Origin of the sequence: Mesorhizobium sp. M0998, assembly GCF_040318885.1 — a bacterium.
Taxonomy (GTDB): Bacteria; Pseudomonadota; Alphaproteobacteria; order Rhizobiales; family Rhizobiaceae; genus Mesorhizobium.
On the sequence record NZ_JAMYND010000049.1, the window covers coordinates 1 to 13330 of the forward strand.

A 13330-nucleotide genomic window follows, 5' to 3' on the forward strand; every position below is an offset into this window, starting at 1 on the left:
CTCCGCTAAACACGGGGGCTGCGCGGCGGACACGCCGACGTCACCGCAATGCCACGCCATTTTGCAGAACTTGACGCACACAACTTATCGGGCGGAATCCTGTCACACTTGTCACTCTCACCGGTTCGCCGGCGGCCCTATCCTGCCTCACGACCAGCAAACAACGCCGCGCCGGCAATGGTGCGGAGGATCGGCACAGGAGACGCGAGATGGCACATCGCGATGGGACGAGACATCACCCGGCGGCGCGGCGCGCAATCGAAACGCCACGGGTCGTTTCGCCGCTTACGAGATTATCTTGCCCTGAAAGACGTGATCAGGCCTTCAGCCATGCGGACGAACTGCGCGCTCGGGCCCTCGGCGCCGACGCTTTGCAGGCTGACGCGGGCGCCCTCGAGCAGAAGCGACAGCGTATCGGCGAGAAGCTCGGCCTGTCCGATACCCGCATCGCGACACAGCGAGACCAGCCGCTCGCGCTGCGCTTCCTTGAGTTCCTTGATCACTTGCCTTGCCGGATGATCCGCCTCGCTCAGCTCGATGGCGGCGTTGGCCATGTCGCAACCGCGGCGATCCGACATCAGGCAATCGGCCGCCATCCGGACCCAGGCGTGCAGCTGCGCCAGCTTGTCGCCCGGATTCTCGGCCTCGAACTTTTCCCACATCGCGTTGGCGCTGCAGGCGGTCGCCCGCAGACATTCGATGATCAGGTCGTCCTTGGACTCGAAATGCCGGTAGAGCGTCATCTTGTTGGTGCCGGCGGCCTCGGTAATGGCGTCGATGCCGACGCCGCGAATGCCATGCTTGTGAAACATGTCCCGTGCCGTCTCCAGGATCCTGTCCCGGGGGCGAACACGCTCCACAACACCGTCTGTCATCAAAACCTCCGTGATTGCGTTTCCCGAAATTCCCTCGGCGCACCTCTTGACTAGGGTGTTACCGGTCTGTAACGTTAGAGATGTTACTTACCTGTAACACCCGCATTGCCTCATGTCAAACTCGCAAGTGCCGGCCATCAACCCCGCCCCGAGCGGCAAGGGGACGAACCGCACCTCACGGCCTCGGCCGGCGAGCAAGAAAACACCCGATCCGCGGCTTACCGCGGGTCGCCAAAAACCAGGAGCCGCTTCGATGTCGCAGCGCAATGATCTGACGATCGATGAAGTCGTGAGGGACCCGATGATCCGCATGCTGATGAAGGCCGACCGCGTCGACCCGCGGTCGTTCGAGGCGATGCTGCGTGCGCTGGCGGATGAGCAGGCCGAGCGCCGCAATGCGCCGCGCCGCCTTGTGGAAGATTTCGGCTTTCTCGAAGATTCCGGCTCAACGCGCAGCCGGCGGCTGTCCAGGGTGGCCAGGGCCTTTGGCCGGGCCAGAGCATCGGGCGAGGCGTGCATATCATGGTAAACTTCTTCATTCATCGTCCGATCTTTGCGTCGGCGATCGCCATCATCATGGTGCTCGCCGGAGGGATCTGTTATTTCCTTCTGCCCGTCTCGCAGTTTCCCGACATCACGCCGCCCCAGGTCGTGGTCAGCGCCCATTATCCGGGCGCCAGCGCGCAGGTCGTCGCCGACACGGTGACGACGCCGCTCGAACAGCAGATCAACGGCGTCCAGGGGATGACCTATATGTCGTCGTCGAGCTCCAATGACGGCTCCTCGACGATCACGATCACCTTCGACGTTGGCTACGACCTGAGCACGGCGGCCGTCGACGTCCAGAACCGCGTTTCGCAGGCGGCTTCCTCGTTGCCGGCCATCGTCAATCAGGGCGGCGTGACGATCAAGAAGCAGAACCCGAACTTCGTCCTGATCGTCGACCTCACCTCGCCGGACGGTTCCGTCAACCCGGTCGCGCTGAGCAATCTCGCCTATCTGCAGGTGGTCGATCCGCTGAAGCGCCTGCCCGGCGTCGGCGACGTGCAGATCTTCGGCGAGCGGCGCTATTCGATGCGCATCTGGCTCGACCCCGACAAGCTCGCCAATCTCGGCATTACTGCCGTCGACGTGCAGAACGCCGTCGCCGAGCAGAACGTCCAGGTGGCGGCCGGCAAGATCGGGCAATCACCGGCTCCGGCCGGCACCGCCTTCGAGATGCAGGTCAACGCCGTCGGCAGGCTGAGCGATCCCAAGGAGTTCGGCGACATCGTCGTGCGGGCCAATACCGCCAACGGCTCGCTGGTCAGGCTGCGCGACGTTGCGCGCATCGAACTCGGTGCGCTGCAATATTCGTCGTCGGCCTTCTTCGGCAAGGACCCGACGGTGGTGCTCGCGGTTTACCAGATGCCGGGCTCCAACGCGCTCGATCTGCAGCAGCGTGTCAAGGACAAGATGCAGGAGCTGTCGGCCCGTTTCCCGAAGGGCGTCAGCTACGCCATGCATTACGATACGACACGTTTCGTTTCGGCCTCAATGCACGACGTGCTGATCACGCTCGGCGAAGCGCTGGTCCTGGTCGTCGCCGTGGTGTTCATCTTCCTGCAAAGCTGGCGCACCACGATCATCCCGACGATCGCAATTCCGGTGTCGCTGGTGGCGACGCTGGCCGTCATGCATATGCTTGGCTTCTCACTGAACATGCTCAGCCTGCTCGGCATGGTGCTGGCGATCGGCCTCGTCGTCGACGACGCCATCGTCGTGGTCGAGAATGTCGAACGCCAACTTGAGGCCGGCCTCAAACCGCTGGCTGCCACGCGTACGGCGATGGCAGAGGTTACCGGCCCGATCATCGCCACGACCGCCGTGCTGATGGCTGTGTTCGTGCCGGTTGCCTTCATTCCCGGCGTGTCCGGCCGGCTCTACAACCAGTTCGCCCTGACTGTGGCGATCTCCTTCGGCATTTCGGCCTTCGTCTCGCTGACGCTTACTCCGTCGCTCAGCGCCGCCTTCCTGCGCCACCGGCCGGAAACGCAGTTCGTGCTGTTCCGCTGGTTCAACATGGGCTTCGAACGGCTGGCGCATGCCTATGCGAATGGTGTGCGCATTCTCATCCGCCTGCGCTGGATCATGCTCGGCGTATTCGCAGCCGGACTTGTCGCGACCTATTTCGTCTGGCAGCGCCTGCCCTCGACCTTCCTTCCGGTCGAGGACCAGGGCTATTTCTTCGTCGTCATCCAGCTCCCCGACGGGGCCTCGCTGGAACGCACCGACGCGGTGGCGCAAAAGGCACGCGACATCCTGCAGAACACGCCCGGCGTCGACATCGTCGGCTCGATCAGCGGCTTGAACTTCCTGACCAGCGCCGCGCAGTCGAACTCGGCGGTCGAATTCGCCATCCTGAAGCCATGGGACGAACGCGGCCCCGACCAGAGCGCCTCGAAGCTCGTCGCCGATGTGCGCAACAAGCTGCTGCAAATTCCGGAGGCTTTTGCGCTGAGTTTCGACCCGCCGTCGATCCCGGGCATCGGCACCACCGGTGGCTTCGAGTTCCAGGTCGAGGACCTGACCGGCCGCGGCAGCGTGGCGCTCAACGATGCGACGCAAGCCGTGATTGCCGAGGCGCGCAAGCAGCCCGAGCTCAACCCGCAGCAATTGTTCTCGTCGTTCTCGACCTCGACGCCGCAGTTCAACTACGATCTCGATCGCGCCAAGGCGAAGCTGCTCGGGCTCAACCTGCCGGACGTGTTCAATACGCTGCAGATCTATCTCGGCTCGCTCTATGTGAACGATTTCAACCTGTTCGGCCGCACCTTCCGGGTGACGATCCAGGCCGACAAGGACTCTCGCGCCGGTCCGGCCGACATTTCGCGGCTCTATGTCCGCAATGCCTCGGGTGGGATGGTGCCGCTGAGCACGCTGGGCAAGCTTGTGCCGATCGTCGGCCCCGAGACCGTGCCGCATTACAACAACAATGCGTCGGCCCTGATCAATGGCGGCGCCGCGCCCGGCTTTTCGTCCGGCCAGGCGGTGGCGGCGATGGAACGTGCCGCTGCCACGGCGTTGCCGAGAGATTTCGGCTACGAATGGACCGGCATCACCTATCAGGAGCTCAAGGCGGGATCGATCGCATCCGTGGTCTTTGGTCTCGCGATCGTCTTCGTCTTCCTGATCCTCGCCGCGCAATATGAGAGCTGGGCGATGCCGTTCATGGTGCTGCTGGCGGTGCCGCTCGCACTGTTCGGTGCGTTCGTCGTGCTTTGGCTGCGTGGCATGCAGATCGATGTCTATTCGCAGATCGGCTTCGTCATGCTGATCGGACTGGCGGCCAAGAACGCGATTCTGATCGTCGAGTTTGCCCGGCGCCGGCGCGAAGAAGGCCTCAGCATCGTCGACGCCGCGATGGAAGCGGCGCGGCTTCGGCTGCGACCGATCCTGATGACCGCCTTCGCCTTCATCCTCGGCGTGCTGCCGCTGATGTTCGCTACAGGTGCAGGTGCCGCAAGCCGGCAGTCGATCGGCACCACCGTCTTTGGCGGCATGGTCGCGGCGACGATCCTGTCGCTGGTGTTCGTGCCGGTCTTCTATGCGGTGATCGAGCAGCTGCGCGAGCGCCGCAGCGAGAGCGAACCGGTTTCCGAAGCGACCAAACAACCAACTGCCGAACCCGCCTTCGAGCCATTGGCCGAAGCGGCCGAATAGGACTGGAGAATTGATCATGCGTAAATGGAAAATCGCGCTGGGAACGGCCGTCGCCCTTGGGGCGATTTCGGTGGCGAGCGTTCACCTGCTCGACATGGGCAGCCTCAGCCTCAACGCGGGCACAGCCGGGGCGGCGACACCCAAGCCGGAAGCCTTTGTCATGCCGGTGCCGGTGGTGAGCGTCGTCAAGAAGACGATCCCGATCTATCTCGACTACGCCGCCCGGGTGGAGCCGATCCGCAGCATCACGCTGCAGGCGCGCGTGCCGGGTTATCTGCAGGAGCAGGTTGCCACCGACGGCAGCGACGTTGCGAAGGGCGACCTTCTCTACAAGATCGCCCCTGAGGATTTCCAGGCTGCCCTCGAGCAGGCGAAGGCGCTTATCCAGCGCGACACGGCAACACTCGACTATGCGCGCTCCAATCTCGGGCGCGGCAGCGAACTCGCCAAGAGCGGCTATCTCGCCAAGGACGTGTTCGACCAGCGCACCAGCACCTTGCGTGAGGCTCAGGCCTCGCTTGCCGTGAACCAGGCCGCCTTGCGGACCGCCGAGCTCAATTTGAGCTATACCGAAATCCGTGCCCCGTTTGCGGGACGTATCGGTCGCAGCCAGGCTTCCGTTGGAACGCTGGTCAGCGTTGCCGGCACGGTGCTCAATTCGCTGGTGCAGCTCGATCCGATCTACGTCACCTTCAATCCGAGCGAAACGGACCTGACACAGATCGAGGAAGCCCGCGCCGCGGGACCGATCAGTGTCGACGTCCTGCTTCCCGGTGAAACGGAACCGCGCCAGAAGGGCAATCTTACCTTCATGGACAACACGATCGATCGCTCGACCGGCACGATCACGGCACGGGCGACGATCGGCAACGGCAAGTTCACGCTGCTGCCCGGCCAATATGTCCGCGTCCGGCTGCACGTCAAAGAGCAGCCCGATGCGCTGATGGTACCGCAGACGGCACTCGGCTCAGGCCAGCTCGGCAAATACCTCTATGTCGTCGGCAAGGACAACACGGTCGACCAGCGCATCGTTTCGCTCGGACCGACCAATGGCGATCAGGTCGCCATCTTGAGCGGTGTGGCCGAAGGCGACCGGGTGATTACCGGCAATCTGCAGAAGATCGGCCCGGGAATGCCGGTCTCGCCGCTGCCCGAGAAACCGGCCACCTGATAACCCCCATCAGGTCCGGTTCCGCGGCGCCCTCGGCTCCCACGCCAAGGGCGCCGTTTTTGCTATGTTTCGTTCTACGCAACTCCTTGGGGAAAACGCAACGTACGCCGGCTTCGAGAAGCCGGTGTGATGTTCAGCGATGAAGAACGGGTCGGTCTTTGCGGCCGTGCGGCCTGACGGCCTTGCCGGCGCCGCAAGCCAGCCGGCCAAGCGGAAGTCAAGAAATCCACAACCCGCCTCTTGTTAGATTGTCGACAATCTGCTTGTCTTGATTTCGGTTCCCTGGAGCAGCCGAATGGCAAAGCTGGATTTCAGTCCGATCGCGGATACGACACGCAGGGCCGAGATCGTAGGGCTGCTCCGGCGGGCGATCCTGACCGGCCAGCTGGAACCTGGACAGAAGCTCAACGAACTCAGGATTTCCGAGCAGATGCGGGTGAGCCGCGCGCCGCTGCGCGAGGCGATGCGCGAGCTGGTGCAGGAAGGCATCCTGACCAGCATTCCCTACGCCGGAACCTTTGTCATCGACGTCACCGCCAAGGACATCGACGACGCCTATTCGCTCAACAAGGTGCTCGACGAGTTCGCCATCGCGCGGACCTGGCCGCTTCGCGACCAGCGCTTCTTCGACGAACTCGACCGGCGTCATGCGGCGGTGAAGCAGGCGACGCGCGAACTGGACACGACGCGGCAGATCGAAACAGCGCTGCAACTGCATGGCCTGATCCACGAATGGGCCGACAATTCGGTGCTGCTTGAAACGTGGCAACGGCTGACCAGCCGGCTGCAGATGTATTTCGCGTTGCACCAGCGGGCGCGCAACGAGCCGGTGCCTGCCGAAGATGCTCACGAGACCTATGTACGGCTGCTCAAGGGCAGCGACATGCGCGCCGCACAGCGCCACGCCAAGGAGCATATCGACCTGGATTTCGAAGAACTGCTCGCCTATGCGCGCGGGCTGGAACAGCGCGGCTCAAAGGGCGCCGGCGCCGATCGTGCCGGCCGACCTAGAGGCGGCTGAGCCCGACAAATTTGACGGACATCCCGGAACACAGACAACGGACAGAAGACGTGCAGATCAAAACCATCAAGGCCTACCATGTCGTGCAGCCCTTCGTTGACGGGCCTTATCGTATGTCCAAGGGGCGCGTCGCCGATGCGTTCGACGCGGTGATCGTCGCCGTCACCGCCGATAGCGGGCTCACCGGCTGGGGCGAGATGGCGCCGCTTGGCAATTTCTATTCGCCTGCCTTCGCTGCGGGTACTCGCGCCGGCGTCGTCGAGATCGCGCCGCATCTCATTGGCCATGACCCACGCGGGCTTGCCAGTATCAACAGGCTGATGAATACCGTGTTCAAGGGCCATCCCTACGTCAAGTCCGCGCTCGACATGGCGTGCTCGGATCTCGCGGCGCGCGCCGCCGACGTGCCGCTGGTCACGTTGCTTGGCGGCCGCGAGAGCGAGACGGCGGAACTCTACAAGGTCGTCACCCACGGCACGGTCGACGCGATGGCCGCGCTCGCCAAGCACATCGTCGGGGAAGGATTTCACCGGCTGCAGGTCAAGGTCGGCGGCAACGTCCATGACGATATCGAACGCGTCACAGCCGTTGCCGCCGCCGTGCCGAAGGGCACCGTCATCTTCTGCGACGCCAATGCCGGTTGGACGCCTTACCAGGCGCGCCAGTTCGCCGATGCGACGCGCAAGATCGACTATACGTTCGAGCAGCCCTGCACGACGATCGACGAATGCCTGTCGGTGCGCCGCTCGCTCGACAAGCCGATGGTGCTCGACGAATCCGTCGCCTCGCTGGACGACATGCTCGATATCCACCGCAAGGGCGCCGCCGACGGGCTGACGCTGAAGATCTCGCGGCTGGGCGGCGTCACCAAGACGCGCCAGATCCGCGACCTTGCCGTCGACCTCGGCTTCATGATCACGGTCGAAGACACTGGCGGCGCCGAGATCGACACATCGGCGATGGCGCATCTGTCGCTGTCGACGCCGGAGGAGCGCCGGCTGCACGCCATTGCCTTCCACGAATGGGTGACGGTGCGCACCGCATCCAACATGCCGCCGATTTCGGGAAGCCGTATGGGCATTCCGGATGGGCCGGGCCTCGGCATCGATGTCGTTCCCGGCCTGCTTGGTGCGCCCTTCTTCGAAATCGGCAGCTGAGCTGCAATAAGGCTGCACACAATCAACCTGAATATGCCGCGTCCTTCTGACTGCGGAGGCACGGCCGTGTGGATTGACCGCTCATCCAATCGTCTTCGGCCGATTGCAGAGCGACAATGCCCAATTGCCGGTTGAAATATTTTTCATTTGCAAATAGAAATGTTCAAAACGTTGATTTGGACGCTGCGGCGCGTCAGGAACTGGAGGAAGCGACATGTCCCATCCGCAATTTGCAGCGGAACTTCTGCAGCGCGCTGAACAGCAGGGGCCGATCACCATCGGGCTTGCCGGCGCCGGACAGATGGGCACCGACATCGTCGTCCAGGTCGCGCTGATGCCGGGCATGCGGATCGGCGCCATTTCCGAAGTCAGGCCGCAGGCAGCGATCGACGCGGCGCTGCTCGCTGGCCATGACCGTTCCGACATCGTCCAGGCCGGCAATGCGGCCGCGATCGACCGCGCCATCGAGGCCGGCAAGATCGCGGTGACCGAAGATTTGCATGCGCTGGCGGCGGCCGGTCGGATCGACGTCATCATCGACGCGACGGGCAATCCCAATATCGGCACGCTGTTCGCGCTGGAAGTGATGAAGAACGGCAAGCACATCGTCATGCTCAATGTCGAGGCCGACATCACCATCGGCCGTTTCCTCAAGGACGAAGCGCGTAAGGCTGGCGTCGTATATACCGGTGCGGCCGGCGACGAGCCGGCCTGCACGCTGGAGATCATCGGCTTTGCCAAGAGCCTCGGCTTCAACATCATCGCCGCCGGCAAGGGCAAGAACAATCCGCTGAAGATCGACGCCATGCCGGCCGACTACGAGAAGGAGGCGGCCGAGCGCAACATGAATGCGCGCATGCTGGTCGAATTCGTCGACGGCTCGAAGACGGCGATCGAGATGGTGGCGATCGCCAATGCGACCGGGCTGGTGCCCGATGTGCCGGGCATGCACGGCCCGACCGCGACGCTGGAGGAGTTGGCCAGCGTGCTTTGCCCGCGCGAGGATGGCGGCGTGCTGCATCGCAAGGGCGTGGTCGATTACTCGATCGGCAAGGGTGTGGCGCCCGGCGTGTTCTGCATCATCGAGACCCGGCATCCGCGTGTGCTGGAGCGCATGATCGACCTCAAGGTCGGCAAGGGCCCCTATTTCACGATCTTCCGGCCCTATCATCTGACCAGCCTGGAAGTGCCGCTGTCGGCGGCGCGCGCCGTGGTCTACAAGCGGGCCGACATGGAGCCGCTCGACCATCCTGTGGCCGAGGCGGTCGCGGTCGCCAAGAGCGATCTTGGCGTTGGCCAGTCGCTCGGCATGATCGGCGAGAACGACTATCGCGGCTTCGCCATGACCTGGGGGGATGCGCGCGCCCGTGGCGCCCTGCCGCTCGGCCTTGCCGAACGCGCCAAGGTGGTCAAGCCGCTCAAGACCGGCGACTTCCTGACCTATGAAAATTGTGTACCCGACGATTCGATGGTGATAACCCAGATCCGCCGCCGTCTCGACCAGTCGGACGGACGGTTCGTTACAAACGCAGCCTGACCCCGCCGGATCTCCGCCTGATGGACGATGTCGTAATCGGGATCGACGCCTCGACCACGGCCGTGAAGGCGATTGCCTTCACCCGCGCCGGCGAGGAGCTGTTCCAGGCGCGCGAGACCTATCCGCTTTCAAATCCGAAGCCCCGCCATTTCGAGCAGGAGGCCGAACAATGGTGGACGGCGCTGCTTGGCGCATTGAAGCAGGTCACCGAGGCCGTCGGCACTACGCGGGTGGCGGCGATCTGCATCGCTCACCAGCGAGAGACCTTCACGCTGGTGGACAGCGCCGGCAAAGCACTCATGCCGGCGATCCTGTGGCTCGACGAACGCGCCCGGCCGCAGGTTATCAGGCTTTCGGCCGAACTCGGCCGCGAGGCGATCCGCGACTGGAGCGGCAAGCCGCCGGACCCGACGCCGGCGCTCTACGCCATTGCCTGGCTTGCCGAGCACCAGCCGCAAGTGCTTCGCCAGGCAGCGGCACTGGTCGACGTGCACGGTTTCTTCGTCCAGCGGCTGACCGGGCGATTGGTCACCAGCACCGCAAGTGCGGATCCGCTCGGGCTGCTCGACGTCGAGAAAGGTACCTGGCATCCCCGCCTCGTTGCGGCCGCCGGACTGCAGATGGAGCAATTGCCCGAGCTGGTCGCGCCAGGCGTGGTCTGCGGCAGTCTTTCCGCAAGCATAGCGCAGCTGACCGGCCTGAGGGCCGGCACGCCGGTCGTTGCCGGCGCTGGGGACGGCCAGGCGATGGGCCTCGGCATGGGCGTCTACGGCGAGGACAAGAGCTATCTCTCGCTCGGCTCCGGCGTGGTCAGCGGCTGCTATTCCGGCAAGGTGAAAACCTCGGACGCGTTTCGCACGCTGGTTTCGCCGACCGGCTCCGGTTTCATGCTGGAGACCGTGCTGCGCTCGGGCATGCAGCTGGTCGACTGGATCGTGCGAACCACCGGTTCGCCCTCGGCGGCAGCGCTGGAGAAAGTGGCGCTGGATGTTGCCGCGGGCAGCGAGGGCCTGCTCATCATGCCCTATTGGGCCGGCGTCATGAGCCCGTATTGGGACGGTGCGGCGCGCGGCGCCATTGTCGGCCTGTCGCTGGATCACCGGCCGGAGCATCTCTTCCGCGCTGTCCTGGAAGGCATCGCCTTCGAGCAGGCCGTCGCCACCGAGGCCATGGAAGCCCAGGCCGGCGGACCGGCCGCGATGATTGCCGCCGGCGGCGGCACCAATTGCGCGCTGCTCATGCAGATCATGGCAAGCGTGCTCGAGCGGCCGCTCTCGGTTTCGCCGGTCAACGAAGCCGCCGCACTCGGCGCTGCCATGCTGGCGGCAGCGGCTGTCGGCTGGTTTGCCTCGCCGGAAGCCGCCGCGCAGGCAATGGCTGCCGCTCCCACCAGGCATGTCGATCCGGTCGACGGGCTTGTCGCCGCCTATCGCAGCCGCAAGGAAATCTACCGCGACCTTTATCAGGTGACGCGCGACATCCACACCCGCCTCAGCGCTCTCGGCGAAATCTAGCGGTTGAGCAGGCCCTTGGCCGCGTCTTCGTCGGTGATCAGAACCGATACCTTGGTGTTGGCGAGCGCAGCCCGCATTACCGCTACCTTCTCGCTGCCTCCCGACACCAGGATGATGCTCGGGATATCCGACAGATCCTGCAGCGGATAGGCGCAGACGCGGCGGTTGACCTCGTGGTCGACCGGGCGGCCCTCGGCGTCGATGAAATGACACAGAATATCGCCGACGGCACCGGCCGCCTGCAGTTCCTCGAGTTCGCTTGGCTTGATGAAGCCGTAATTGGCGATCGGGCTGTCGTTGGAAAACGAGCCGACGCTGAGCACGGCGATGTTTGCCCGGCGTGCGCGGAAGACGACGTCCTGAACGCTGCGCTGGCTCATGAAAGCGTCGCGCTGCTCCGGCCTGTCGGCATAGACCGGCACCGGCAGCAGGAAGCACTCCGCACCGATCTTTTCGGCGAAATCCCAGGCACTTTCTGTCGGGTTGAGCGGCTGGGCATGCGTGAGGCCGCCAAGCATCGAAACCACCGTCGTCCTGGCGATGGGCCGCCGCGGCAATTCATTGATGGCAAATTTCAGTGTCCGCCCCCAGCCCAGTGCGATGACATCGCCGGCATTCACATGGTCGGCCAGGTAGGCGGCGGCGGCGTGGCCGATCATCAGCGGCGCGTTGCTTCGGTCGGCCGCCGACGGCACGACAACAGCCTGGCTGAGCCCGAACCGCTGCTTGAGGCTTTCCTCCAAAATCACGCATTCGACGACGCTGTCGCGGATGCGAAACTGGACGACACCCTCTTCGCGGGCCGCGGAGAGAATGCGATGCACCTTGATGCGGCCGACGCCGAGAATTTCGGAAATCCGCTCCTGTGTAAGACCCTCGACGTAATAGTGCCAGGCGGCGCGGGCCTTCAGTTCGGCGTCGGGGAAGCGCGAGGCTTTTTCGTTCTCAACGATCGTCATCTGTTTGCCTTGCCGCAGCCGCCGGCTCTGCTCATGATATTCCAATCCGGCGACTTCGAAATGCCCAAGATTTCGGAGACCGTGCGTAAGGCAAACCGGCGGACAGCGCAAACCCGTCGTCGAATGAAGCGGCAGGCCTTGACAATTTTCCGACGAACAGTTTAGCTGAACAAAATTGCATGTTAAAGATAAATTGTTCACAGGGAGGGGCCTGGTGAGCAAAGTGGCCCGGTGATGCAGCGCCGGATTGCTGTGGAGGAGACAAAGTGGCTGTGAGCAACGACGCAAGCAATTTGAAGGCAGGCGAGTTGAAGGCAGGCTCTGGCGCGCAGGCTACGGCGGGCGCAAGGTTTTCGGCTGTCTTTGCCGGAACCATGGGTCCGCTGATCGGGCTGGTTCTGCTGTGCCTGGCGCTCTCGCTGACCACCGACACGTTCCTGACAATCCGCAACATCCTCAACGTGCTCGACCAGGTCACCGTGCTCGGCATCATGGCGATCGGCATGACGCTGGTCATCCTGATCGGCGGCATCGACCTGTCCGTCGGCTCGGTGCTGGCGCTGGCTTCCATGGTGATGGGCTTCGTCGCCCATCCGGACTATCTCAATCTCGGCCTGCCCGCCGGCATCGCCGCGGCCCTCGTCGTCGCCGGTCTTTGCGGCCTGGTTTCGGGCCTGCTGGTGACGGTCACCAAGCTGCCGCCCTTCATCGCCACGTTGGCGATGATGTCGGTGGCGCGCGGCCTCGCCAACATGATCACCGACGGCTCGCAGATCGTCGGCTTTCCCGACTGGTTCACCAGCCTGTCGATAATCCGCCATTTCGGCTTCCTCTCGGTCACCGTCGGGCTGATGATCGTGCTTGCGGTCATTTTCGCGATCTTCCTGAATTATCGCGCTACCGGCCGTAGCCTGTACGCAATCGGCGGCAGCGCCGAAGTCGCCCGGCTGTCCGGCATACCAGTCAAGTCGCTGACAAACTGGGTCTATGCGATCTGCGCCGTGCTGGCCGGTCTCGCCGGCATCGTGCTTGCCGCCCGGCTCGATTCCGTCCAGCCGAGCTCCGGCCTTGGCTACGAACTCGACACCATCGCGGCGGTGGTGATCGGCGGCGCCAGCCTGTCGGGCGGCGTCGGTTCGATCGGCGGCACAGCCATCGGCGTCCTCATCATCGGCGTGCTGCGCAACGGGCTGAACCTGCTCGGTGTCTCGCCCTTCATCCAGCAAGTGGTTATCGGCGTGGTGATCGCGCTGGCGGTGGCCACCGACACGTGGCGGCGCCGAGCACAATGAAGAATGGGGCTCAATGAGATTCGCCCCGATATTCGGGCGAAAACGGATCGGTGATCCGAAACTGGGAGTTGTTCGGCCAAGGGGCGCCGCGATGCGCGGGCA

General features: G+C 64.0%; 10 protein-coding genes. 8 read left to right on the forward strand and 2 right to left on the reverse strand.

The window, feature by feature from the left end; all coding sequences use genetic code 11:
• Nucleotides 1-293 precede the first annotated feature (293 nt).
• A complete protein-coding gene (locus tag NKH59_RS29055) occupies nt 294-875 on the reverse strand; it encodes a TetR/AcrR family transcriptional regulator (RefSeq protein WP_031211029.1) in 582 nt (193 codons plus the stop codon).
• A 253-nt stretch (nt 876-1128) separates the two neighbouring features.
• Here NKH59_RS29055 and NKH59_RS29060 point away from each other — a divergent pair, with 253 nt between their 5' ends.
• The 7 genes from NKH59_RS29060 to NKH59_RS29090 all read left to right on the forward strand — a co-directional run bounded on the left by NKH59_RS29060 (nt 1129) and on the right by NKH59_RS29090 (nt 10977).
• Entirely contained in the window at nt 1129-1404 is a 276-nt protein-coding gene (locus NKH59_RS29060) for a hypothetical protein (protein WP_352489531.1), read from the forward strand.
• Nucleotides 1398-4577, forward strand: a complete 3180-nt coding sequence (locus NKH59_RS29065) for an efflux RND transporter permease subunit (protein ID WP_353023806.1) — start codon at nt 1398-1400, stop codon at nt 4575-4577. The genes NKH59_RS29060 and NKH59_RS29065 overlap by 7 nt, the downstream gene beginning before the upstream one ends.
• 16 nt (nt 4578-4593) lie before the next feature.
• On the forward strand, nt 4594-5748 hold the full coding sequence (locus NKH59_RS29070) for an efflux RND transporter periplasmic adaptor subunit (RefSeq protein WP_353023808.1): 1155 nt from the start codon (nt 4594-4596) through the stop codon (nt 5746-5748).
• A 295-nt stretch (nt 5749-6043) separates the two neighbouring features.
• Complete coding sequence (locus NKH59_RS29075; protein ID WP_352473393.1) at nt 6044-6769, forward strand: GntR family transcriptional regulator; 726 nt, start codon at nt 6044-6046, stop codon at nt 6767-6769.
• A 50-nt stretch (nt 6770-6819) separates the two neighbouring features.
• Nucleotides 6820-7926, forward strand: a complete 1107-nt coding sequence (locus NKH59_RS29080) for a mandelate racemase/muconate lactonizing enzyme family protein (protein ID WP_353023810.1) — start codon at nt 6820-6822, stop codon at nt 7924-7926.
• Between the two features lie 214 nt (nt 7927-8140).
• Nucleotides 8141-9463: an NAD(P)H-dependent oxidoreductase gene (locus tag NKH59_RS29085; protein WP_352569398.1), complete on the forward strand. Its 1323-nt coding sequence runs from the start codon at nt 8141-8143 to the stop codon at nt 9461-9463.
• 20 nt (nt 9464-9483) lie between these two features.
• The gene (locus NKH59_RS29090) at nt 9484-10977 is read left to right on the forward strand and encodes a xylulokinase (RefSeq protein ID WP_353023812.1); all 1494 of its coding nucleotides are present in this window, start codon (nt 9484-9486) and stop codon (nt 10975-10977) included.
• Here the strand turns inward: NKH59_RS29090 and NKH59_RS29095 are convergent.
• Nucleotides 10974-11936 carry a sugar-binding transcriptional regulator gene (locus NKH59_RS29095; RefSeq protein WP_352918007.1) on the reverse strand — a complete coding sequence of 321 codons (963 nt, stop codon included), beginning with the start codon at nt 11934-11936 and terminating at the stop codon, nt 10974-10976. The genes NKH59_RS29090 and NKH59_RS29095 overlap by 4 nt on opposite strands.
• Before the next feature lie 308 nt (nt 11937-12244).
• Here NKH59_RS29095 and NKH59_RS29100 point away from each other — a divergent pair, with 308 nt between their 5' ends.
• A complete protein-coding gene (locus NKH59_RS29100; protein WP_198023514.1) occupies nt 12245-13228 on the forward strand; it encodes an ABC transporter permease in 984 nt (327 codons plus the stop codon).
• Nucleotides 13229-13330 lie beyond the last annotated feature (102 nt).

What these genes read in the sequence shown, in the direction of transcription:
- NKH59_RS29070 (WP_353023808.1), top strand. Translation starts at nt 4,594, where the DNA reads ATGCGTAAATGGAAAATCGCGCTGGGAACGGCCGTCGCCCTTGGGGCG.
- NKH59_RS29090 (WP_353023812.1), top strand. Translation starts at nt 9,484, where the DNA reads ATGGACGATGTCGTAATCGGGATCGACGCCTCGACCACGGCCGTGAAG.
- NKH59_RS29060 (WP_352489531.1), top strand. Translation starts at nt 1,129, where the DNA reads ATGTCGCAGCGCAATGATCTGACGATCGATGAAGTCGTGAGGGACCCG.
- NKH59_RS29065 (WP_353023806.1), top strand. Translation starts at nt 1,398, where the DNA reads ATGGTAAACTTCTTCATTCATCGTCCGATCTTTGCGTCGGCGATCGCC.
- NKH59_RS29055 (WP_031211029.1), bottom strand. Translation starts at nt 875, where the DNA reads ATGACAGACGGTGTTGTGGAGCGTGTTCGCCCCCGGGACAGGATCCTG.
- NKH59_RS29085 (WP_352569398.1), top strand. Translation starts at nt 8,141, where the DNA reads ATGTCCCATCCGCAATTTGCAGCGGAACTTCTGCAGCGCGCTGAACAG.
- NKH59_RS29095 (WP_352918007.1), bottom strand. Translation starts at nt 11,936, where the DNA reads ATGACGATCGTTGAGAACGAAAAAGCCTCGCGCTTCCCCGACGCCGAA.
- NKH59_RS29075 (WP_352473393.1), top strand. Translation starts at nt 6,044, where the DNA reads ATGGCAAAGCTGGATTTCAGTCCGATCGCGGATACGACACGCAGGGCC.